This window comes from Pseudomonas sp. UBA4617 (genome assembly GCF_002386445.1).
GTDB lineage: Bacteria > Pseudomonadota > Gammaproteobacteria > Pseudomonadales > Pseudomonadaceae > Aquipseudomonas.
In genome coordinates this window covers 28,108-51,204 of the sequence record NZ_DGIR01000056.1, presented here as the reverse complement: position 1 = coordinate 51,204, position 23,097 = coordinate 28,108, and the positions used below count along the sequence as shown (strand labels likewise).

Below are 23,097 nucleotides of genomic sequence, written 5' to 3'. Positions count from 1 at the left end.
CGAACAACAAGGAGCGTACCCGTGTTCGATAACAAGATCCTGATGATTACTGGTGGTACCGGCTCTTTCGGTAATACTGTCCTCAAGCGTTTTCTCAACACCAACGTCAAGGAAATACGTGTTTTCAGCCGCGACGAGAAAAAGCAGGAAGATATGCGTATTGCCTTGTCCAACGACAAGGTGAAGTTTTATATCGGCGATGTACGTGACTATCAAAGCGTGTCAGAGGCCATGGTCGGGGTCGACTACATCTTCCATGCTGCTGCGTTGAAGCAGGTGCCGTCCTGTGAGTTCTACCCGATGGAAGCCGTGAAGACCAATGTCATCGGTACCGAAAACGTGTTGAACGCGGCCATCGCCAACGGGGTGAAGCGCGTGGTGGTGTTGAGTACCGACAAGGCGGTATACCCAATCAACGCGATGGGCATTTCCAAAGCCATGGCAGAAAAACTGATGGTTGCCAAATCGCGGATGATTCCGCAGAACGGCCCGGTGATTTGCGCCACCCGTTACGGCAATGTAATGGCCTCACGAGGGTCGGTTATTCCGCTGTTTGTCGATCAGCTCAAGGCCGGCAATGAACTGACCGTGACCGACCCGAACATGACTCGCTTCCTGATGTCGCTGGAGGACTCGGTGGATCTGGTGCTGCACGCTTTCGAGAACGCCCAGCAAGGTGATATCTTCGTGCAGAAAGCGCCAGCGTCCACTGTGCAGGAGCTGGCCGAAGCGCTGCGCCAGCTGTTCAAGCGGGAAAACCCGATCAAGGTAATCGGTACCCGGCATGGTGAGAAACTCTACGAGTCGCTCATATCTCGTGAGGAAATGGCCAAGGCCGACGACATGGGCCGTTACTACCGTATTCCGGCCGATAACCGTGACCTGAATTACAAGAAGTACTTTGTCGAAGGTGAGCAGCATATCTCCGAGCTGGACGACTACACCTCACACAACACCGAGCGGCTCGACATCGATGGCATCAAGGCTCTGTTGCTGAAACTCGACTATATCCAGGAACAACTCAATGCTTAAGGTCATGACCTTGGTCGGTACCCGGCCTGAACTGATCAAGATGAGCCGCGTCATCGCCGAGCTCGACGAGCAGGCCAACCATGTGCTGGTGCATTCCGGCCAGAACTACGATTACGAGCTCAACCAGGTATTCTTTGATGACCTGGGTATTCGCAAACCGGACCATTTTCTGGGGGCAGTGGGAGCCACGGCTGCCGGGACCATCGCCGAAGTCATCGCCAAGTCCGATGAAATCTTCGAGCTGGAAAAACCCGACGCTTTGCTGCTGTACGGCGACACCAACACCTGCCTGGCGGTGATCGCTGCCAAGCGCCGAAAGATCCCTGTGTTCCATATGGAGGCAGGTAACCGCTGCTTCGATCAACGCGTGCCGGAAGAGTTGAACCGCAAGGTGCTCGATCACCTCAGCGACATCAATATGGTGCTGACCGAGCATGCCCGGCGCTATTTGCTGGATGAAGGCATTCGTCCGGAAACCATCATCAAGACTGGTTCGCACATGCAGGAAGTGCTGGACTACTATCGGCCTCGGATCGACGCTTCCACGGTGCTCGAACGCGAGGGGCTGGAAGAGGGCAAGTACTTCATCGTCAGCACGCATCGCGAAGAGAACGTCGATACCCCGCAGAACCTGCGTGACCTGCTGGCCTCGCTGCGCGCCCTGGCCGACAGCTATGGCCATCCGATCATCTTTTCCACCCACCCACGTACCCGCAAGCGCCTCGAGGACCTGGGCGAAAGCCTGGACCACCCACTGATCCGCTTTGTCAAACCCTACGGCTTGCTGGATTACATCCGGCTGCAGATGGGGGCGCTCTGCGTGCTTTCCGACAGCGGTACCATCACCGAAGAGGCTTCTTTGCTGAACCTGCCGGCGGTCACCATCCGCAACGCCCATGAGCGACCGGAGGGGATGGATGAAGGCACCCTGATCATGTGCGGCCTGACACCGGGCCGTGTGCTGGACGCGGTGCGCGTGGTGATCAGCCAACATGACCGCAACCAGCGGGTGATCCCGGTGGTGCAGGATTACCTGGGCGGGCCGGTTTCCAAGCAGGTGGTACGGATCGTGTACAGCTACACCGATTACATCAATCGTACGGTGTGGTCCAAGTAAGCGACCCGAGGCTGATCCCGTCACCCCGCGCTGATCGGTGCTGCTCTGCAGCCCATTGCCCGGCAAGCCGGTGCCACAAGTAATGAGCAGAAATTGTCGATGGCGAGCTCTCTGTCGGGCTTGCCGACACTGGGCGGCGAAGTGGCCCTTCTGGTCTGCTGACAGGTATCAGGCCCACACTGTACCCCGCCTTGGCTGATGGAGAAGCGAACGGCCTATGAACACGCTGGTGGTAATTGGGGGAAGCGGCTTTGTTGGCCGACATTTCCTGACTGTATGCGACGCGTTGAAAGACACGGAAGTCATCTATGCGGTCCACCGTACCGAACCCGAATGGTTGACCAATGCCACGGTGCAAGTGGCCCGCTTTGACGTGAATGAATCCACGAGCCTCGCAGCCATACTGGTGCCCGGCTGCACAGTGATCAACCTGTTGCGGCCCGATGGCAGTGGCTGGTTCGAGCCGGCTATCGCCAATGTGCTCGCCGCTTGCAACGAAGCACGCATCAAGCGCTATGTGCACGTATCGAGTATCGATGTATTCGGTGCTGCGCCGGACGCCGTGGTCGACGCCGACACGCAGCTCGAACCCAGGACGCCTTATGAACGTGAGCACGCCGCTGCTGAAGCGTTGGCGCGCATGGTGCCGGCTGACAGCTTCGAAGTGCTGGTGTTGCGTCTGGGCGCGGTGTTTGGTGATGGTGGGCTGAACATCGTGTCGTTTGTTCGTGAGGTGTCCGTCGCGCCCGTCTGGAAGCTGGCGTTGCGGCGGATCCTTTATGGCCCGCGCCGCATGCATCTGGTCAGTGTGGAAAAGGTCGCACAAACCTTGGCATTCGTAGCCTACGTGCCACAGGTAAGCCAAGGGGAAGTGGTGCTAGTAACGGATGATGCGGCGCCGGAAAACAACTTTGGTCACCTGCAGGATGCCTTGATGCAGGCGTTTGGCCGGCCCTCGATCAGCTACTTGCCGCATCTGCCGCCGGCATTGCTCGGCTTGCTGTTGCGTATGCGCCGTATCAGCAATGCCAACCCCATGCGTCGCTTCAGCGAGCAGCGGCTTGCCGAGTGGCAGCAGCCGCCCACGGCAGACTTCAAGCAACAATTGCAGCGCTACATTGCCCTGCTGAGGGCATCGGCATGAGGGTATTGTTGGTGAATATTTCGCTGGATGCCAAGCTTGGCGGTGGTACAGCCGAGCGCACCCGGCACCTGGCGCTGCACCTGGCCAAAGCCGGTAGCACCTGCGAAGCCGTAGCCATGACCGGCAATTCATGGCAACGGGAGTTTGATGAGCAGGGGGTAAAAAGCTACGTCACGGGGAGAATCGGTTCGCGCTTCCCGATCCCGTTGCTCAACCCTTGGCGAGCTTGGCGCGCTGTACGCAGGGCGGATGTACTGCACATCATGGGCTACTGGAACCTGTTGAGTATCGCCATGGGCCTGCTGGCGTTGCTGGGTCGGCGCCCTTATATCCTGTGTCCGGCAGGCGAATTCGCGTCAGTGGGTTCGCCGCGTCCGATCATGAAGGTGTTTCACCTGCTGCTGGGCCGCTGGTTGATCAAGGGGGCCGCAGGTTTTATCGCCATTACCGACCTGGAACAAGGGCTGATTGCGCAGGTGGCAGGCGTGCCGGCAGCTTCCATTCCGGTTATCGGCAACGCCGTGGCTGACCCAGCTCCGGCGCGACGGACAGAGGTTGTACAACTGCCGAGCGAGCCCTTTATCCTGTTCATGGGGCGGCTGGCACCAGTCAAAGGGCCTGACTTCCTGATCCAGGCCTATCTCGACACGCCTGCGGCGCAACGATACCCCTTGGTGATGGCTGGGCCGGACTTTGGCATGCAGCAGGACCTGCAGGCTCAAGTGGATGCCTCGGGGCTGGCTGGACGCATTCACTTCATCGGCTTTCTTGATGAAGCACAGCGTACCCAGGTGTACCGTCAGGCAATGATGCTGGTCATCCCTTCGCGTTCGGAGGCCATGTCGCTGGTCGCACTGGAAGCCGGGATTGTCGGGTTACCGGTTTTGCTCACCGACACCTGTGGTTTCAATCAGGTCGAGCAGGTGCAAGGAGGGCTGGTGGTTCCAGCCAGTGCAGCGGGCATCGCTTCGGGTCTTGAGCGTATGTTGGCTGACCCTGCCGAGCTCAGGGCAAAAGGCGGGCGACTCAAGGCTTACATTACCGAACATTACACCTGGTCAGCCATGGTGCAGGTGATGTTGCAGCGTTTTGCCCGGCTGTTGCGTACGGGGTCGATGGTGGAGTAGGCGCGCCCGACGGCTCCGCTGACGGCCATCGCCGCAGTGTGATCTTCGGCAACGCCGGATAAAGGGGCGCAGCTGTCCAATTAATGGTTCATGGCGGTCAGGTTTGAAATGTCGGTGCTTGAGCGTTGGTATAAAAGAGCTACCCAGGAGCACGTGCTGCTGGCGTTATTTTTCATGGCGATATTTTATGGAAATGTCTATGCAAGGGTCACACTACCGCTTGCGATGTATATCCTGCCGCTCCTGGCGTTGCGCCTGAAGATCAGGCCGATCAGGTCGCTCAGGTGGCAGGCGGTATTGCCTGCGCTGGCTTGCCTACCGGTGGTATTTCAATTTTTCGGCGGGTATCCGCCTATCAAGAATGATATCTCCGTCTACTTTTGTTTTTTTTACTCTGCGGTAGCCATCATGGTGGTAAGCAGGTGTAGCGTCGGCGAGTTACTAGTGCAGAACTGCATGCTCTTCGGCTGTGTATTGATTGCGTTCATCATGCTGTCACATATCGGGCTCGGTTACCGTGAGCAACTCGATTTCTACACCTTGAAAAACCTGGTTGCGACGCCTCTGGGCAGCTCCAATTATCTGGCCGTGTTCCTGCTGCTTGGCATTCTGGTGGCCTTGTATGCCAGGCAGTACCTCTGTGCCATTGCACTGGTTGGGGCGTTCATGTTCACATTTTCGCGTACCGGGTACGCGATGTTGGTCATCGCGGTGGCCATCTGGTTGCTCGACACCAGAACAACCCTGCTTTCCCGTTATCCGCGCTTTTTTGCCTTCGCGTTCATTATCTGCAGCCTGATGGTGTTCCTTACTGCTTTTTTCATGAAAGGTGGGCTGCCGGAGTCTCTGTCCATTCGCGTGGGCCTATGGCATGCAGCGGTATACCACATTGTCGATCATCCACTGATCGGCACACCACGCTCTGAATACTTCTATATTTTCAACGGTTTGGCATGGGATCCGCATAATTCGGTGTTGAACATGCTTCTGTTGCTGGGGGTAGGCGGTACTGCAGTGTACTTGTTTTACCTTTACTGCGTCATGCGGCTGTTTTCGCAATTGGCAAGCAGCTCGACATTCTGGCGCTCGGTGTTCATAGGGGCGGCCGTTACGCTGCTGTGGAGCCTTTTCGAGGTGGTTTTACTGACCCCGGCTTATGACACATTGCTGGCATCGCTGTTTGCGCTGGCTATCGCCAGAGGTCCGCACCCGGAAGTGGCCACGTCGCCAGCGTTGGCTGACGACGCAAGCGTCGTTCTGAGCGCTGCAAAATGAGGCTCAGCTTGCCGGTTGCGCTTCGCTGGTCGACTTGCGGCGCCCAGCCAGGGTTGAGCTGCAGATGAACATTGTGAATGCATAAGGCATCCATACTATCGGGCGCTGGTAGATGCTCAGTGCAAACAGCGCGAAGAACAGCAATACCCACAAGCGGCGCTTGGCGCTATGGGTTATGGCCAGGCTCAGGCTGATCATGGCCAGCGCGAACAGCAGGGCACCGATCAGGCCGAAGTCTGTGAGTATGCGAGTCACTACCTGTGATACGCCGCCATGGACCACACTGGAATCGGCACCCATGCCGAACAGCAGGGTGCGGGTGTCTGCATCCAGGTAGCGAGCGAAGAGCTTGTCCATCTCCGGTAACGAGCGGTTATTGATGTACTGGGTCTGGCGCAATTGTTGGTCAGGTTCTGGCTGTTGCACTGCAAGCGGTGCGATAGGCACTGCGGTGCCAGTGCTGGCCGCCGATGACGAGGCTGGTTTACCCAAGGGGTCAACCCGTTCTTCCTGCAGGGAAGGGTCCGGTTCCATTAACCGTGCCTGCGTTGCCACAGGCAGAGCTGGTTGCGGGTCTGGCCCCTTGGGCTTGAGGATGCCCAGTACCAGCAAGCCGAAAAGCCCGAGGATGGCGAGCGGCAGCAGGGGTAGTGGCGAGCGGGCTTGTACCAGGCGGAACAGGAAACCGAGGGAAGCCATGACGATGAAGGCAAGGGAAAACGACAGCACACCACCAATGAAGATGACGAAAAAGGGGAAAGGCTTGAGTCGGAAGCGGTTGCCCGCCAGCAAGAATGCTGACAACGTGCCGACCATGCCGGGTCCGTCATACACTGCGCACAGCCGGTAGAGTTCGCCCCCCCAAGGCAGCGACAAGTGGTTGCCAGACAACAACAGTGCCCCCGGCGCATGCAAGTAGAACCCCCCGGCCTCTGCCATTGCAGGGTTGAGGAGAGGCAGGTGGTCCATTTGCAGTGGCAAGCCGACAATCTTGCACAGCGACACCAAGATGCCCGGGATCAGGCTGAGCGCGAAGAACCAGCCAAACCATTGCAGTATCTTGCCGCGACGCTGGTCGGAGAATACTGCGAGGGCAAACAGGGTTGGTAGTACGAAATACCAGCGCGTCGTGCTGCCATCAATCTTTGGCAACATGCTTATATAAAGCACGAACAGACAGATCAGGATAAAACCGGGAACCTCACCCCGCCGCGGTCGGTCGCCGAGCAGCAGGGCAACAATGGCCAGGCAACCGGAAACCATGCCAGCGATGGCCATATGACGCAGCGAATGCCAGAGAAAATACGGATTCAACGTTACCCAGGCGCAAAGCGCAAAAAGCGGTGCCAGCATGACGTCAATGGCCGCGAAATTACCATAAGTCCTGATAGCTACTGTCATCGTGAGGGGTCCTGCCTTATCAAATCTGAGCCATGCCGACTACCGGACAATCTCGGGTTTGACCCGGCTCAGGATTGGGAGGTTGACCTGACTGTGACAAGGAGCGAGCGCAAGGGTGCAGTCTTCCACCCCACGTTCGTCGGATACCTACGGCAAAGCCTTTCTGTCTTTTAAAGGAATGAATGCACTAAAGGGTTGGTATGAGCGCGACGTTTTCGGTTGTCTGGGAGGTGACAATAATGCGTGCCAGATACAAGCCGGCGATGAACCCGAGTATTTCTATAAGGAAGAACATCTGCACCCGTGGGAAGTTGGTCTGTACTAGCAGATAGGCCAGGGCCACACCAATGGCAGCGCGAGTAAAGATATTACCGACCAGCAGGCTTGCAAACCGTTCGACAAGAATGCCAGCGAAGAACAACAGCGCCAGACCTACGACCAGTACGGCCAGGTTGCCGCTATAGAGCAAGATGGCCAGCGGGCCGGGGATGGTCATGAAAGTGAAGTTTTCGAAGGTCTGATACTGCGCGTTCGACATGCGCTGGTAGATGGCCTGAGTGCCGGCTTCCGGGCGTTCGGTCAGGCTGCGCTGAAATAGTGGCCAGCCGGTTTGTTCGTGGCTGACCACCGCCAATACACCCTCAAGGCCAACCCAACGGTCCACTACCAGCTTACTCAGTTCCAATAGCATACCTTTCCAGCGGGCACGCTTTAGCTCAGTAGTTTCGGCAACGGGAGCTACCGTCACAGGATCCGGCTCCGCGCCGACAGGCGCGATTGTTACAGGATTGGCGATCATGGATAACAGAGGCATCGCCGGAACCAATACACCTGCGATCGCCTGTGCTGACTCGGCTGAGGTAATGAGCAGGCTGCTCACAGGGCGAGCAGCTGTCAGGCTGATATCGCTCGCCGGCTCCTCGCTGCTAATCACTGGCGTCGTGATTGGCCGGGCCTGGGCGAAGGAGTGCAGGCGGTCAGCAGACACCAGCAGCAGTGATGCCACGAACAATACCCCGGTCACCAGCAGGATCCTGACCCATTGGACCAGGCGCAATGCCGCTGCCAGATCGCGACCATGTACCAGATAAACCACCAACGGTGCGGCCACGTGCAGAATCATCTGCGCCCGGCTGCCCATGGACACCGCCGTAACCGCGCCTTCAACGATGAGAATGTAGAAAAGTGTTTCCAGTTTCATCTGGCGCGTCTGTACCAACCAATAGCCCAGCGTGGCGAGCAGGATCAGGTTGCCCCAGGCAATCATGAACGAAACCAGTACGTAGACGTAGCTGTGTAGCTTGAGCGTAGGCTCGGTACCGACCTTTAGAACAGCGAACCTGAAATTGACGGCCAGCAGCACGACGGTGAGCAAAACTGCCAACCACATGGACGGTTTGAGCAACGCGCGTGGCCGATCGATGGAAATGGTCGCAGGCGGTTGCAGGCGCGCGGCAAAGGCCTGACAAGCCAGTAATGTGGCAAATGCAGTGTTCAGGGCCAGCATGGCCGAGTCCCAAGCCTGCGGTGTGTTATCGAAGGCACCGATCGGCTCGATGAACTGCGTGGCAAAAATGAAGTGCAGAACCAGCTTTGCCCAGCAACCGAGAATCAGGAAAGTCAGCAGGAAGAACGAGAAGAAGCTGGTGCGGTTGGTCAGCACGCTGCGTACCAGCAAGCCGGCCAGAACACCATTGAGCAGCAGCGGTGTCAGGGACGCCGGGTAACTTGCGGCTGCGGCAAGGGTCGCCATGGCAATCAGCAGTAACGCACTGGCTTGCAGGTAGCGGTTATCCAGCGGGTGAGCCTGCACGATCTGATTCATCCGCGCACTCCAAGTGGGGAATAGCTGTTTAGATGTGTCTCGGTACCTGTGGGACCGCTGCACCCACAGATACTGCAGCAGGCTTCAGGCTTTGGACTTGGGCCTGAAAATGGTTAGTACGTAACTGACCATTTTGCGTGAAAGAATCGACGGAGGATCCAGCAGAGCGGCTTTGCCCATGCGTACCAAGAACATCGCATAGCGCCCGGAAAACCCGTGCATGAAGCCGGAAAGCATATGGGCATTGGCAATGGCCTTGCGTTTCCAGCCAAGAATGGAGGGCGAGAGGCCATTGGTCTGGTAAAGGCTGTTGATTACCTTGAGTGGCTCGTCGGAGCGTTCGGCGTTGCACGGGTTATAGGTGGTCGAGCCTGAGTGAATACGGAAGTCCGCCAGGGGTTCGGCTACTCGAATAAATGGCCCGTACTGGCAAAGACGCAGGAAAAAGTCCATGTCCGGAATGTTGCGCAGCCCGGTGTTCCAGCCACCGACCTTGTCCCACACGGCGCGGCGGAACAGCGCACCGGGGCCAGGCAGGCACTGGAAGTTGGCGATCAGCAGCCGCTCTTCGTAATCGGGAGTTTGAACTGTTCGCACATGTTTGGAATGTTCATCAATGACGCAGAAGTCCGGGTAGGCCAGCACAGCCTCAGGGGCCTTGGCCATGGCTGCGACGATGGCCTCGACGGCACGCGGGTGCAAGCGGTCATCGGCGCTCAGATAGCCAAGCAACTCGCCCGTACTCTGCTGCCAGCCGAAGTTCATCGCCGCGCTCTGCCCAGCGTTGGCCTGACGGTGGCGAATGAAATGGCCCGGGTGTTGCTCCAGCAGCCCAGGAGTGTCGTCTGTGGAGCCATCATCGACGACGATCAGTTCCACGTTCGGATAGGTCTGCTGCAGCACGCTGTCGATCGCATCCAGTACATAGCGCCCGGTGTTGTAGGTAGGAATGACGATCGAAACCTTGGGCTGTATGTTGCTAGCGACCATGAGATACCTTTCGACGGTAATAGAGGTGCACGAACCGGCTCAATGAAACGTAATCGGCGGTGGTGCTGAGGTTGAATATCCGTTTCACGCAGTGAATCTGTGCCAGCGACTGGCAGATACCGCCGAGGCTGTATACCACGGCCAAACCGATGATTCCATACAACCACATTGCCAGCAGTCCGGCGGTAATCATGCATAGCCCGCTGATGACCGAAATACGCATGGCCACGTGCTGTTTCTGTAGCATCATCAGCACGAAGCCGGCAGTACCGGCGTAAGTCTGCGCCAGTTGCGAAATGCCCAAGATGGCAAATATATAGTATGCATCGGCATATTCACTGGACCACACATGCGTCAGCACGAACTGGCCACACGCAATGAACAGCAGATAGCCTGCAAGCCCCAATAGCGTCGCCGCTCCCGCACCTACCCCCATTACGCGCTGCAGATAACGTTTCTTGCCGCGCACCCAGATACGCCCAATCGAGGGCGCGACGACGGTGTTGATCACTGCCAGCGGGATCAGTACCAAGGCTGCCAGGCGTGAAGCCAGACCATAGATGGCCAGCCCGGGCGCATCACCGAACCAGGCGATGATCCACAGGTCGGCCTGCGACATTACGAACAGCACTGCGGTGGTTGTCAGATTGGGCCGGGTTTCTCGCAGCAATGTACTATAGCCGATACTGGTATTCGGCTTGCCCCGGGGTTGCGCCCGATACCATTGGCACAGGCTCCAGGCCCCGAGCAAGGTGGTGCAGCCGGCGCCCACGGCGCCAGCCAGGATCAGCGTGCTCAGTTCAATGTGCAGCTCGCCGCGCCAGGCCAGGATAACCGTAGCCGCGCTGGCCAGACTGGCCCCGGTGGTCAGGAAGCTGGCCTGCACGAAATGGCCCAAGGCACGATGCTGCTCGGCCAGAACGGTGCTGATCGCCGCCAGGATCATGCTTAGCGACACCAGCGGGGCAATGCCATGCAGCATCCGCAGCAGGTCGTCACCTTCGTAACGTGACAGTACCTGCATAAAAATATTGAACCCCACTGCCAGGGCAATGGTCGACAGCACCGCCAACAGCAGAGTGCGGCGTAACAGCTGCTTTACCTGGCCCCCGTCGCGGTGCCCCTGCGCGGTGGAGATGCAGGCAGGCGCGGTAATGCTCAGGCCGAGCTGGCCCAAGGTGGCCAGTGCAGCGATAAGCGATTGGGCCAGAAAGAACAACCCGACCGAAGTCTGCGACATGGTCAGAGGAATGATGATGCCGGTCAGGGCGCCGGTGCCCAACAACAGGAATCGGCCAAATATCGCAGCTATGCTTGCCGCGATCGGAGAAGAAAGCGCGTTGGTGACTTTCCCTGTGGACATGAGTTCTTATAGATACCTTTGGGGGAGGACGGATTCTGTTTTGTTTTGCATGGGCTGTCCATGCTCTGGACGCTTCGACATCAGGGGAGTTGATATCGATCAGGGCCAGGCCGGGTATTCGGACAGCCGATTTGTAGTTTTGCTCCAGATTCATTAGGGTCTCGAGTAACTACCGTGTTCACCCCGCGCTACACACTGCCGTGTTGGCGTTTTCGAGGGATATTTGTCAGTAATTTCTGAGAGTTGCCGACGTGTCTTCCGTTGGCATGCGATCTGTCCGATAGTAGACATCAATAAACCCAATAAGCGATCAGGTGAGAATGAAAGTAATTTTGACGGGTGCGTCCGGCTTCGTCGGAGGGGCGGTTCTGAAAGCGCTCAGTCGCAACGCAAACGTTGAAACGGTCCTACCGTTGCGTTCACCTTTGCTGGAGATGCCTGCCGGCGTTGCCAGTTACCCGATTGGCGACCTTGCCGATGACCAGAGCGCCGAGTTACAGGTTCACCGCCCCGATGTTGTGGTGCACTGCGCATCGCGCGTGCACGTCATGAGCGATACCGCCAGCGACCCGCTGGCAGAGTTTCGCCGCATCAATGTTGACGGTACCCTGGCCTTCGCCCGGGCCGCCAGCGCGGCCGGCGCCCGCCGGTTCGTGTTTGTCAGTTCAATCAAGGTCAATGGCGAACAGACCCGCCCTGGCGCTGCCTACCGTGCCGACGACACCCCGCACCCGGTCGATCCCTATGGCATTTCCAAGCATGAAGCGGAACAAGGTTTGCTGGCGCTCGGCGCGCAAACAGGGATGGAAATTGTCATCATTCGTCCAGTGTTGGTATACGGGCCGGGGGTGAAAGCCAATTTTCTCAGCATGATGCGCTGGTTGGACCGTGGTGTGCCATTGCCCTTCGGTGCCATACATAATCGTCGGAGCCTGGTGGCGCTGGACAATCTGGTAGACCTGGTTCTGAGGTGCATTGATCACCCGGGCGCAGCCAACCAGGTGTTTCTGGTCAGTGATGGAGAGGACCTGTCCACGACCGAACTGCTTACTCGCATGGCAAGGGCGCTCGGCAAACCGGCCCGCCTGCTACCGGTGCCAGCCTGGTTGCTAAGCAGTGGCGCCAAGGCGCTCGGCAAAGGGGCGCTTTCCCAGCGATTGTGCGGCTCGCTACAGGTCGATATCGGTAAAACCCGCGAACTGCTTGGCTGGCAGCCTCCGGTTCGGGTGGATGCGGCGCTTCTGGCTGCAGCAAGGCATTTTCAGGAAAACAACCACCAATGACGCTTTTCTTGGCTTTACCCGCAGTACTGCTGCTGTCCTTGTTGATGACTGCCGGCCTGCGTCGATACGCGCTGGCGCGCAGTATCATCGACGTGCCTAACGGGCGTAGCTCGCACACAGTGCCTACGCCTCGCGGTGGCGGGGTTGCAATCGTATTGACATTCCTGCTGGCCATCGCCGGTCTCATGCTAGACGGCGCGGGGGATAGCCGCACCTTGGTGGCACTGGGCGGCAGCGGTGCGCTGATTGCCGTTATCGGCTTCATGGACGACCACGGCCATATTCCGGCCCGCTGGCGTCTGCTCGGGCATTTCATTGCCGCCGCCTGGATGCTGGCTTGGATGGGAGGATTGCCGCCATTGGCCCTGTTCGGCTTGCAAGTGGACCTGGGCTGGCTGGGGGGCGTACTGGCTGCGGTGTACCTGGTGTGGCTGCTCAACCTTTACAACTTCATGGATGGGATTGACGGCATCGCCAGTATCGAAGCCATCACTGTGTGCCTGGGTGGCGCCTGGCTATACTGGATGGCGGGTCTTGGCAGCCATGCAGTACTGCCATTGCTGCTGGCCGCCGCAGTTGCCGGGTTTCTGTTCTGGAATTTTCCCCCGGCAAAGATCTTCATGGGCGACGCTGGCAGCGGCTTCCTCGGCATCGTTCTGGGCGGTCTTTCGCTGCAAGCCGCCTGGGTGGCACCTGAGATGCTCTGGTGCTGGTTGATCCTGCTCGGCGTGTTCATTGTCGACGCCACCTACACCCTGGTTCGTCGTTTGTTGCGGGGCGACAAGGTGTACGAGGCTCACCGCAGCCACGCCTACCAGTTCGCTTCGCGTGAGGTTGGCAGGCACTTGCCAGTCACATTGGCTGTTGCGGTATTGAACCTGTGCTGGTTGCTGCCGATAGCCTTTTGCGTTGCACGGCTCGGCCTGGATGGTGCCGCAGGTGTAGTGCTGGCCTATATCCCGTTGTTGCTGCTGGCCGTGCGTTTCCGCGCAGGTCAAATCGAAGATAGACACCAAAGGTAAAGTGAGCGACTTGATGTCAGGGAATTTCTGGAAACGTTTCAGAGGAGCGATGGACACCGTGCGCGCTAAACTGCTTGCTCTACCACGTAGACACAAACGCTTGCTGCAGGTATTGACCGACGTTGTCCTGATCTGGGTTGCCCTGTGGATGGCATTCGTGGTTCGGCTTGGTATTGATGACTTGGCCAACCCAATCCTGGATCATGGCTGGCTGTTCCTCACAGCGCCGGTCGTAGGCATTCCTCTGTTCATCAGGTTTGGTCTGTACCGTGCGGTGTTGCGCTATTTCGGCACCGACGCGCTGATTGCAATCACCAAGGCCGTAACCCTGTCCGCACTGATCCTCGGTTTTATCATCTATTGGGCAAGCAACCACCAGAACGTGGTGCCACGTTCCATTACCTTCAACTACTGGTGGTTGAGCCTGATCATGGTGGGCGGCCTGCGCCTGGCCATGCGCCAGTACTTCCTCGGTGACTGGTTTGCCGCCGCCGTACAACACGTCCCCTTTACCGGCAACAACCGTGATGGCTTGCCCCGGGTGGCCGTGTATGGCGCCGGTGGTGCCGGCAACCAGCTGGTAGCGGCGCTGCGTGCGGATAGGGCGTTGCGCCCGGTGGCGTTCATCGACGACGATCCCAGCATTACCGACCGGGTAATTGCCGGCTTGCAGGTATATCGCCCCGATCAGTTGCAGGAGATGATCGATGCCACCGGCGCACAGGAAATTTTGCTGGCCATTCCATCTTCCACCCGCACTCGCCGACGGGAGATTCTCAACTTCCTTGAAGGCTTCCCGTTGCATGTGCGCAGTATTCCCAGTTTCATGGAACTGGCCAGCGGCAAGGTGAAGGTCGATGATATTCAGGAGGTGGACATCGCCGACCTGCTGGGCCGCGATGCCGTGCCAGCGCAAGCTGACCTGCTGGCGCGCTGCATCGTTGAGCAGACGGTGCTGGTAACCGGAGCCGGAGGCTCGATCGGGTCGGAGCTGTGCCGGCAGATTCTGGGCCAGACGCCGAAAACCCTGCTGCTGTTCGACCACAGCGAGTTCAACCTGTACAGCATCCTGTCGGAACTGGAACAGCGCATTGCCCGCGAGTCGCTGTCGGTGTGCCTGGTACCGATCCTCGGCTCGGTCCGTAACCAGGCGCAGTTGCTCGACATCATGCGTACCTGGCGGGTTGACACCGTCTACCATGCCGCCGCCTACAAGCACGTGCCGATGGTAGAGCACAATATTGCCGAAGGCCTGATGAACAACGTCATCGGCACCCTGTACACTGCCCAGGCTGCATTGCAGGCAGGCGTTGCCAACTTCGTGCTGATTTCAACCGACAAGGCTGTACGCCCGACCAATGTGATGGGCAGCACCAAACGCCTGGCGGAAATGACCCTGCAAGCCCTGAGCCGCGAAGTGGCGCCGGTACTGTTCGGCGACAGCGGCAATGTCTCGCAGGTGAACAAGACTCGCTTCACCATGGTCCGCTTCGGCAATGTACTGGGCTCGTCGGGTTCGGTAATTCCGCTGTTCCACAAGCAGATCAAGGCCGGTGGCCCGCTGACCGTCACCCATCCGAAGATCACCCGCTATTTCATGACCATTCCCGAGGCAGCACAGCTGGTTATCCAGGCGGGTTCCATGGGCAAGGGTGGTGATGTGTTCGTGCTCGACATGGGCGAACCAGTGAAAATCGTGGAGCTGGCCGAGAAGATGATTCACCTGTCCGGTTTCAGCGTGCGTTCCGAGCGTAACCCGATGGGTGATATCGCCATCGAATTTACCGGGTTGCGGCCAGGCGAGAAGCTTTATGAAGAACTGCTGATTGGCGATAACGTGATTGCTACCCGCCACCCGATGATCATGAGCGCCAACGAAGACTTCCTGCCCTGGGACACACTCAAGGACACGCTGCGCCAGTTGTTGGCGGCAGTGGAAGCAGACGATTTCATGCGGGTACGCCAGTTGCTGCGTGAAACCGTCAGCGGCTATGCACCGGAAGGCGAGATTGTGGACTGGATTTACCAGCAACGACGTCTCGAGCCCTGACCCGCCGAAGTGCAACGCCAGGGTCACCAGTTGTCCCCGGCGTTGCGCGGTGCCTTCGGGGGGCAGCCGGCATGTAACTATTTTTCAAGGCAGTTAAATGAAAGCAACCCCCCTCGCAATACCCGAAGTCCTGCTGCTTGAGCCAAACGTATTCACCGATGACCGCGGGTTCTTCTTCGAAAGCTTCAACCACACAGTTTTCGAGCGCCTGGTACAGCGCCCCGTCAATTTCGTCCAGGATAACCACTCCAGCTCGCGCCGACATGTACTGCGCGGCTTGCATTACCAAGTGCATCAACCACAGGGCAAACTGGTAAGGGTAGTCGCCGGTGATGTGTTCGATGTCGCGGTAGACTTGCGCCGTTCTTCGCCTACGTTCGGCCAGTGGGTCGGGGCCCGTCTTTCAGCGCACAACAAGCAGCAGATGTGGATTCCGGAAGGTTTCGCCCACGGTTTTGTCGTGTTGTCCGATCATGCGGAATTCCTGTACAAGACCACAGATTACTATGCCCCCAAGTTCGAGCGTTGCCTGGCTTGGAATGACCCCAACGTCGGTATTCAGTGGCCTGTCGAGCGGCCTTTGCTGTCAGGCAAGGACCAGGTTGGCACAGCGCTGCGGGATCTGGATTGCTTCGATTGAGCAAACAGTCCATGCAGGGGTAGGGAAGTAGCACGACGATATCATCTTCCTGCTCGGCTGCAGCGCCGAGCGGCTAGAATCCAGAAGATGCAACAGCAGACCATGACAGCGGAAGCAGACGAACATGACCATTCTGGTAACCGGCGGCGCAGGCTTTATCGGCGCGAACTTCGTGCTGGACTGGCTGGCCGGCAGTGATGAGGCTGTGGTCAACCTCGACAAACTTACCTACGCAGGCAACCTGCAGACCCTTGCGAGCCTGCAAGGCGACCAGCGGCACATCTTCGTACACGGTGACATCGGCGACTCCGCGCTGGTAGCCCGTCTGCTGCAGGAGCACCAGCCGCGGGCCATCGTCAACTTTGCTGCCGAGTCGCACGTCGACCGCTCGATCCACGGCCCCGAAGACTTCATCGAAACCAACATCGTCGGTACCTTCCGCCTGCTGGAAGCGGTACGCGCCTACTGGGGCGGCCTGGATGACCAGGCACGCCAGTCATTCCGCTTCCTGCACGTGTCCACCGACGAAGTCTACGGTTCGCTGGCTGCCGACGAACCCGCCTTCACCGAAACCCACCAGTACCAGCCCAATAGCCCATACTCGGCGAGCAAGGCGGCTAGCGACCACTTGGTGCGTTCGTACCACCACACCTATGGCCTGCCGGTGCTTACCACCAACTGCTCGAACAACTACGGCCCGTACCACTTCCCGGAAAAGCTCATCCCGCTGATGATCGTCAACGCCCTGGCCGGCAAACCGCTGCCGGTGTACGGTGACGGCCAGCAAATTCGCGACTGGCTGTACGTCAAGGACCACTGCAGCGCCATCCGCCGCGTACTGGAAGCCGGTGAAACCGGCGAGGTGTACAACGTGGGCGGCTGGAATGAAAAGCCCAACCTGGAAATCGTCAACCGCGTGTGTGCCCTGCTGGACGAACTGCGCCCGCGCCCGGATGGCAAACCCTACGCCGAACAGATCACCTACGTGACCGATCGCCCCGGGCACGACCGCCGCTACGCCATCGATGCCCGCAAGCTCGAGCGTGAACTGGACTGGAAACCTGCCGAAACCTTCGAAACCGGCATCCGCAAGACCGTGGCCTGGTACCTCGACAACCAGGAGTGGGTGCAGAACGTGCAGTCTGGCAGCTACCGAGACTGGGTCGAGAAGAACTATGCAGAGCGCTCGGCATGAAGATTCTGCTATTGGGCAAGGACGGCCAGGTCGGCTGGGAGCTGCAACGCAGCCTGGCCCCGCTGGGCCATTTGCTGGCGCTGAACTCACGCAGCCAGGCGCACTGCGGCGACCTGGCCAACCTGCCGGGCCTGGCCGAAACTGTACGCGCCTATTCGCCTGATGTAATCGTCAACGCTGCCGCCTATACCGCCGTGGACAAGGCGGAAAGCGAGCGCGAGCAAGCCTTCAAGGTAAACGCCGAAGCTGTCGGTGTACTGGCCCGCGCCGCAGCCGACTGCGGTGCTTTGCTGGTGCATTATTCCACCGATTATGTGTTCCCGGGGCAGGGGAACCGGCCTTGGCATGAAGAAGACCTTGTCGGCCCTGTGAATGTCTATGGCGAAAGTAAACTGGCCGGCGAGCAGGCCGTTCAGGCTGCCGGCTGCCAGTACCTGATCTTCCGCACCTGCTGGGTGTATGCCGCGCGTGGCAACAACTTCGCCAGGACCATGCTGCGCCTGGCTGCGGAGCGTGACAGCCTGGGGGTGATTGACGACCAGCATGGCGCCCCGACCGGCGCCGAGCTGATCGCCGACATCACCGCCCACGCTATCACTGCCACCCAGGCCGATCCGGCCCTGGCCGGTCTTTACCACCTGGCGGCTGGCGGCGAAACCACCTGGTGTGGCTATGCCCGCTACGTACTGGAACATGCAGCTGCCCAGGGCGTGCCCCTGAAAGCCCATGCAGAACAGGTCAACCCGTTGACCACCGCTGCTTATCCGACCCCGGCCAAGCGGCCGGCCAATTCGCGTCTGGACACCCACAAACTTCAGAGAGCGTTTGCCCTGACCCTGCCAGACTGGCGCCTGGGGGTGGCTCGCATGCTTACGGAAATACATGAGAAATGAACACTATCAAGCGTAAAGGCATCATTCTGGCGGGTGGGTCAGGTACCCGTTTGCATCCGGCGACGCTGGCAATTTCCAAGCAGCTGCTGCCGGTGTACGACAAACCGATGATCTACTATCCGCTGACCACGCTGATGCTGGCGGGTATCCACGACATTCTGATCATCTCCACCCCGCAGGATACCCCGCGCTTCGAGCAATTGTTGGGCGACGGCCACTGCTGGGGTATCAATATTACCTATGCTGTACAACCGTCCCCCGACGGCTTGGCCCAGGCTTTTTTGATTGGCGAGCACTTCATTGGCAGTGCACCCACCGCGCTGGTGCTAGGGGACAATATCTATTACGGCCACGACTTCCAGCAGTTGCTGTGCAGCGCCATGAGCCGGCAGGGCAGTGCAAGTGTCTTTGCCTACCACGTGCAAGACCCCGAACGTTACGGTGTGGTCGAGTTTGACGCGCAGGGCAAGGCCATCAGCCTGGAAGAAAAGCCAGCCAAACCCAAGTCCAACTACGCCGTCACCGGTTTGTACTTTTACGACAACGATGTGATCGAGATAGCCAAGGGAATCCGGCCGTCTGCGCGGGGCGAGCTGGAGATCACCGACGTGAACCGCGCCTATCTGGAACAGAACCGGTTGTCGGTGGAGATCATGGGGCGCGGGTATGCCTGGCTGGATACCGGGACGCATGATTCATTATTGGAGGCCAGCGGGTACATCGCTACCATCGAGCGGCGGCAGGGGTTGAAGGTGGCTTGTCCGGAAGAGGTGGCGTTCAGGCAGGGGTGGATTGGGGCGGAGCAGTTGCTGAAGCTGGCTGAGCCGTTGGCCAAGAATGGCTATGGGCAGTATTTGAAGAGGTTGGTGCAGGACCGCGTTTATTGAAGGGCGTCTTGAACTACCCCAGGGCGACCAATCGATAAGGCGGTAAATCACCGCCTTTGCTCCCGCAGCAGAGCCAATGAGCATGTCTGATTCACCCATGCCGCCTCGATACGCCAACGCATGATCAGCCACCATTTTTGAGAACAGAGCCGCTTTTCTAAAAAAGAAAGGTAGTAAACGCTGCCAAATCTGTATATTTGCAGGTTCACCGTAAGACCTATGAAAGGGAATTCCCAGATGCAAGTTGCAAAAATGTCTTACCGCCCAGATATAGACGGTTTAAGGGCTCTGGCGGTATTGGCGGTTGTAATTTTTCACTTTGACAAACGGTGGTTGCCAGGTGGTTTTGTCGGCGTAGATATATTTTTTGTAATTTCAGGGTATTTGATTACGGGTATTATTCTTAAAGAGGTTCGTAGAGGCGAGTTTTCTTTTTCGAATTTCTATCTGAGGCGGATGAAAAGAATCTTCCCTGCTGCGTTCTTTCTTATTTTTATTACCACGCTGTTCGGGTTGGTCTTCATGGTGCCGATGGATGCCAAGGATTTGGCTTCATCGGCAATCGCTTCAACCGTTTCGCTTGCAAATATATATTTCTGGAAGTATTTGGATATAAGCTATTTTGCAGCCTCTTCAGATATGGTGCCGCTTCTGCATATGTGGTCACTGGGTGTAGAAGAGCAGTTCTATCTGATTTGGCCTGCATTGCTGATGATGCTGTATAGGTTAGGGGGGCGGAAAGGGGTGGTCCTGACTGCTCTGCTATTAGCCTCGGTGTCGGTTCTATATGCTGAAAGCAAGCTGGTTTCCGATCCTAAGTTTGCTTATTATATGCTTCCTTCGCGTGCGGGCGAATTGCTGATAGGTGCGCTTGCATTGTTCGCAAGCGAGGCATGGAAAGGCCGCGTTAATAAAAAGATTTCCCAGGTTTTGGCCGTCATTGGCATGCTTGCAGTCTGCTTGTCAATGGTTTTTCTAACGGAGGCAGGTGGTTTCCCTGGCGTCAATTCGCTGCTGCCGGTAATAGGCGTCGCCTGTGTGATTTTTGCCGGGGCGGTGGGTAACAACATAGTCAGTGCGTTGTTGTCTACGCGTCTCCTTGTGTTTGTCGGGCTTGTATCATTTTCATTATATTTGTGGCATTGGCCAATTTTGGCGTTTTATCGTTATGCCTATGGTCAACCGGCAGGCGCTGGCTATTTGATCTGTGTCGTGTTGCTGGTAACTATGACGTTGATCTCCTATTACCTGGTTGAAGTGCCATTCCGGCGCCCTGCGCAAAGGCCGCTAAATCTCAAAGGCTTTGCGGTAGCGCTGGTTGCTGTACTGACCGTTTCCGTTAGTTATTACGCTATCAGTACCAAAGGCCTTGTAAAAGAGCTTTCGCCGGAGGGTTATCATGCCAAGGTGACTGAGCACTTCAATCAGACCAAAGCGGCTTACCGCTATGAGTACAATTGTCAAACCTCTCGCTACGATGCCAGTTTGATTGAGGAAGAGCGATGCATTATTGGCCCAGGCGGGAAAAAGCCAAGTGTGCTGATTTTTGGTGACTCGAATTCAGCCCAGTACGTTGGCTACTGGAAAGTCATTGCTGAGGACCGTGGTATCGCCATGCGCAATATCTCCCACAATTCTTGTGTGCCCTTTGCAGGTAGCACGAGTCTTCCTTATGTAAAGGCGGCTAGCCGGGCCTCGTGTCAGAAGTTCAATTCGCAAGTCAGGGAACATTTTGATGACTACGATACCATCATTGTGAGTGCGGATTGGCAAGGTTACAGGTACAGAACAAAAAACTATGTGGAAGACATTAGTGGCCTGATCAGGGAACTATCAGCTACCGGGAAGAACATCATCATTGGCCTGAAGGTCCCGATCTTCAAGTCCTATGATAGGTCGTGTGACCTCAAAGCTATGAAGATTCCAGGGGTCGATTGCCTGACACGGGGTGAGTACGCCGATACGGGTGAAACCGAGATAAATAACCAGATTATCGAAATTGCCCAAAACTACAACAATGTGAAGACTTTTACGTTGCGAGACTATATATGCAATAACGGTACGTGTTCTGTTTATTTACTAGGGAAACCAATCTATTTTGACCTTGGCCACTTGAGCATGGCAGGCTCAGAGCAGATTGGGCGCCTATCCATTGCCGATAAAAATGTGCCTGGATTGCTTTCTAAAAAATAGAAACTGAAAAGGCGGCTGGCCAGCCGCCTTTGTCGTCCGGGAGGAGTTAGCACTTAAAGTTTAGCAAACGCCTCGTTTACAGTATCGCCAGGGGTCATTGAAAGTCGCCGATCTGTTCCACCGTGCATTTTGCGGATATCTGATCTTCGGCTGCATCTTTGTAGAAAGCCATAATTTCCAATGTGTCGTACTTCCCAGGAATCCGAAAACGGGCGTCCGGCGAGGCTTCGTACCAGCGTACATCACTACGCGCGCCATCAATGACAAGGTAAAAAGCAAAATTTCCGTTTTCCTGGAGCTGTCCGTCGATTACTAACGAGCAATGTGCAAAGACTTCTTCGTCGGCTTGGAATGCGGCTACGGTCAGCTTTGCATCGCCGGAGATCAGTGGCGGATGTGGCCGGGGAACGAAAGAGGATTCGGCAACTGCCTCGTGCAGATTCGCAAATTTTCTTCTGATTTGGGTGAGCGCTTCTATGTAGTAGCCTTCGCAGTAATGAAAAGGCGAAACGCCCCATTTGTGTTGTTCATCAGCAGTTAGAAGTGAAGGCGAAAAACTGATGAATTGCTGCTCCGCCAATTCATGCGCCAATGCATTATACATCCAGTTCAGTTCGGCATTGGCTTTTTCAACGACCGTGGGGGCTACCGGAAAGGGGGTGTCGGTTTCCTTCTCAAACCGCGATGACCAGAAAACTTTATTGACAATGACACGGTCAAGCTTGTTCCGGTCCTTTAAAAAGGAAAATAACTTTTGCATTCCTTGGAGCCAAAGTTTGCGGCGCTCCGGGGACCCATGAGAAATTATTTTGTAACCCGTTATGGAGGGATCTTCGAGGAGGCCGCTCTCGGTGAGTTCATTCGAAAGCGTTATCAATTGGCCAGAAGGTAAAGCTATTAAATCAAATCTTTCATCGATAAGATCAATTAAAATTATATCCGAGTCGTTGAATTGGTTGGCCTCGGAAAACATTGCTTTGGAAAAATCGTAGGCGACCATGCGGCGCCGAAAGGCAGAAGGAATACGTTGTAATGCGTCTTCGTTGGCATAAGCCTCGCTGCAAAGCGAAGCCATGGAAGATCTGGCGTAGTATTCCAGCAGATTGAAGTCGCTGTTTTCTTCGAGGTTGAATATATCCCGGGAAACGCAGCTGCCGTAAATAATTAAATTCTTAGTCACTGTCTTGTTTTAGCCTTCTGGAGTGATGCAGCTTGGGCATGCATCAAACGACGCTACTACGAAGCTGATAAGGCTGTGAGGCGTAACCGAACGGGCAATCTTGGCGCAGGGCTTACGCGTTCGATACTCATTGGGCTGCATAGTAGTGGCGGTCATATTAGGATCCAATTTTCACCCTTCGGGATCTGGTAAAGCATTATCCCGAGCAGGAACAGGGAATGCAACGACCCTGCGGCGCCTGCGAGGCACTCAAAATTCATGGTACGTCACAATAATAAAATCGGGTGCGGCCAGGCCCTCAGGTCGGTCTGGTGAACTCTCGATCGCGTGATACCGGCACAGCCGTCAGGATGAGACCCACGAGAGGGCTAAGAGTTCACTTCGGCCCTGGTTGAAAGTGCTGGTGCGGGTGCTTATCCTGAGCTTTCACGAGCGCTGCAGCGGTGAAGGCAGGGCGGGGGTAAGCTGGAGAGCACAAAT

At 57.0% G+C, this 23,097-nt stretch carries 18 protein-coding genes; 13 read left to right on the top strand and 5 right to left on the bottom strand.

Translation table 11 applies throughout. The features are described from left to right. The first annotated feature begins 21 nt into the window (after positions 1-21). The 5 genes from B4L76_RS23375 to B4L76_RS23355 all read left to right on the top strand — a co-directional run bounded on the left by B4L76_RS23375 (position 22) and on the right by B4L76_RS23355 (position 5,695). Entirely contained in the window at positions 22-1,032 is a 1,011-nt protein-coding gene (locus tag B4L76_RS23375) for a polysaccharide biosynthesis protein (protein ID WP_296235437.1), read from the top strand. Continuing rightward, positions 1,025-2,149 (top strand): non-hydrolyzing UDP-N-acetylglucosamine 2-epimerase, encoded by a 1,125-nt coding sequence (wecB, locus tag B4L76_RS23370; RefSeq protein WP_296235436.1) that lies wholly within the window; start codon positions 1,025-1,027, stop codon positions 2,147-2,149. Before B4L76_RS23375 ends, wecB begins: the two co-directional genes overlap by 8 nt. Before the next feature lie 217 nt (positions 2,150-2,366). Further along, positions 2,367-3,293, top strand: coding sequence for an NAD-dependent epimerase/dehydratase family protein (locus tag B4L76_RS23365; RefSeq protein WP_296235435.1), 927 nt, complete (start codon positions 2,367-2,369; stop codon positions 3,291-3,293). Continuing rightward, positions 3,290-4,420 (top strand): glycosyltransferase family 4 protein, encoded by a 1,131-nt coding sequence (locus B4L76_RS23360; protein ID WP_296235434.1) that lies wholly within the window; start codon positions 3,290-3,292, stop codon positions 4,418-4,420. Before B4L76_RS23365 ends, B4L76_RS23360 begins: the two co-directional genes overlap by 4 nt. A gap of 108 nt (positions 4,421-4,528) precedes the next feature. After that, entirely contained in the window at positions 4,529-5,695 is a 1,167-nt protein-coding gene (locus tag B4L76_RS23355) for an O-antigen ligase family protein (protein WP_296235433.1), read from the top strand. A 3-nt stretch (positions 5,696-5,698) separates the two neighbouring features. Here the strand turns inward: B4L76_RS23355 and B4L76_RS23350 are convergent, their stop codons facing one another. The 4 genes from B4L76_RS23350 to B4L76_RS23335 form a co-directional block, all read right to left on the bottom strand. After that, positions 5,699-7,096: a hypothetical protein gene (locus tag B4L76_RS23350; protein ID WP_296235432.1), complete on the bottom strand. Its 1,398-nt coding sequence runs from the start codon at positions 7,094-7,096 to the stop codon at positions 5,699-5,701. A 187-nt stretch (positions 7,097-7,283) separates the two neighbouring features. After that, positions 7,284-8,921: a hypothetical protein gene (locus B4L76_RS23345; protein WP_296235431.1), complete on the bottom strand. Its 1,638-nt coding sequence runs from the start codon at positions 8,919-8,921 to the stop codon at positions 7,284-7,286. Between the two features lie 84 nt (positions 8,922-9,005). Next, positions 9,006-9,911, bottom strand: a complete 906-nt coding sequence (locus tag B4L76_RS23340; protein ID WP_296235430.1) for a glycosyltransferase — start codon at positions 9,909-9,911, stop codon at positions 9,006-9,008. After that, positions 9,901-11,196: a lipopolysaccharide biosynthesis protein gene (locus tag B4L76_RS23335; RefSeq protein ID WP_296235429.1), complete on the bottom strand. Its 1,296-nt coding sequence runs from the start codon at positions 11,194-11,196 to the stop codon at positions 9,901-9,903. The genes B4L76_RS23340 and B4L76_RS23335 overlap by 11 nt, the downstream gene beginning before the upstream one ends. A gap of 398 nt (positions 11,197-11,594) precedes the next feature. Between B4L76_RS23335 and B4L76_RS23330 the strand changes: the two genes are divergently transcribed. From B4L76_RS23330 to B4L76_RS23295, 8 genes are all read left to right on the top strand, one after another. Beyond that, positions 11,595-12,557: a UDP-glucose 4-epimerase family protein gene (locus tag B4L76_RS23330; protein ID WP_414707277.1), complete on the top strand. Its 963-nt coding sequence runs from the start codon at positions 11,595-11,597 to the stop codon at positions 12,555-12,557. Next, positions 12,554-13,579, top strand: a complete 1,026-nt coding sequence (locus tag B4L76_RS23325) for an MraY family glycosyltransferase (RefSeq protein ID WP_296235427.1) — start codon at positions 12,554-12,556, stop codon at positions 13,577-13,579. Before B4L76_RS23330 ends, B4L76_RS23325 begins: the two co-directional genes overlap by 4 nt. 49 nt (positions 13,580-13,628) lie before the next feature. Continuing rightward, positions 13,629-15,629, top strand: coding sequence for a polysaccharide biosynthesis protein (locus B4L76_RS23320; RefSeq protein WP_296235426.1), 2,001 nt, complete (start codon positions 13,629-13,631; stop codon positions 15,627-15,629). Between the two features lie 97 nt (positions 15,630-15,726). After that, the gene (gene rfbC, locus B4L76_RS23315; RefSeq protein ID WP_296235425.1) at positions 15,727-16,269 is read left to right on the top strand and encodes a dTDP-4-dehydrorhamnose 3,5-epimerase; all 543 of its coding nucleotides are present in this window, start codon (positions 15,727-15,729) and stop codon (positions 16,267-16,269) included. Positions 16,270-16,393: 124 nt separating this feature from the next. Further along, complete coding sequence (gene rfbB / locus B4L76_RS23310) at positions 16,394-17,464, top strand: dTDP-glucose 4,6-dehydratase (protein ID WP_296235424.1); 1,071 nt, start codon at positions 16,394-16,396, stop codon at positions 17,462-17,464. Next, positions 17,461-18,357 carry a dTDP-4-dehydrorhamnose reductase gene (gene rfbD, locus B4L76_RS23305; protein ID WP_296235423.1) on the top strand — a complete coding sequence of 299 codons (897 nt, stop codon included), beginning with the start codon at positions 17,461-17,463 and terminating at the stop codon, positions 18,355-18,357. The genes rfbB and rfbD overlap by 4 nt, the downstream gene beginning before the upstream one ends. Before the next feature lie 5 nt (positions 18,358-18,362). Continuing rightward, the gene (gene rfbA, locus B4L76_RS23300; RefSeq protein ID WP_296235454.1) at positions 18,363-19,244 is read left to right on the top strand and encodes a glucose-1-phosphate thymidylyltransferase RfbA; all 882 of its coding nucleotides are present in this window, start codon (positions 18,363-18,365) and stop codon (positions 19,242-19,244) included. Between the two features lie 237 nt (positions 19,245-19,481). Beyond that, positions 19,482-21,437, top strand: coding sequence for an acyltransferase family protein (locus B4L76_RS23295; protein WP_296235422.1), 1,956 nt, complete (start codon positions 19,482-19,484; stop codon positions 21,435-21,437). Positions 21,438-21,531: 94 nt separating this feature from the next. Here the strand turns inward: B4L76_RS23295 and B4L76_RS23290 are convergent, their stop codons facing one another. After that, positions 21,532-22,617 carry a DUF6270 domain-containing protein gene (locus B4L76_RS23290; protein WP_296235421.1) on the bottom strand — a complete coding sequence of 362 codons (1,086 nt, stop codon included), beginning with the start codon at positions 22,615-22,617 and terminating at the stop codon, positions 21,532-21,534. Positions 22,618-23,097 lie beyond the last annotated feature (480 nt).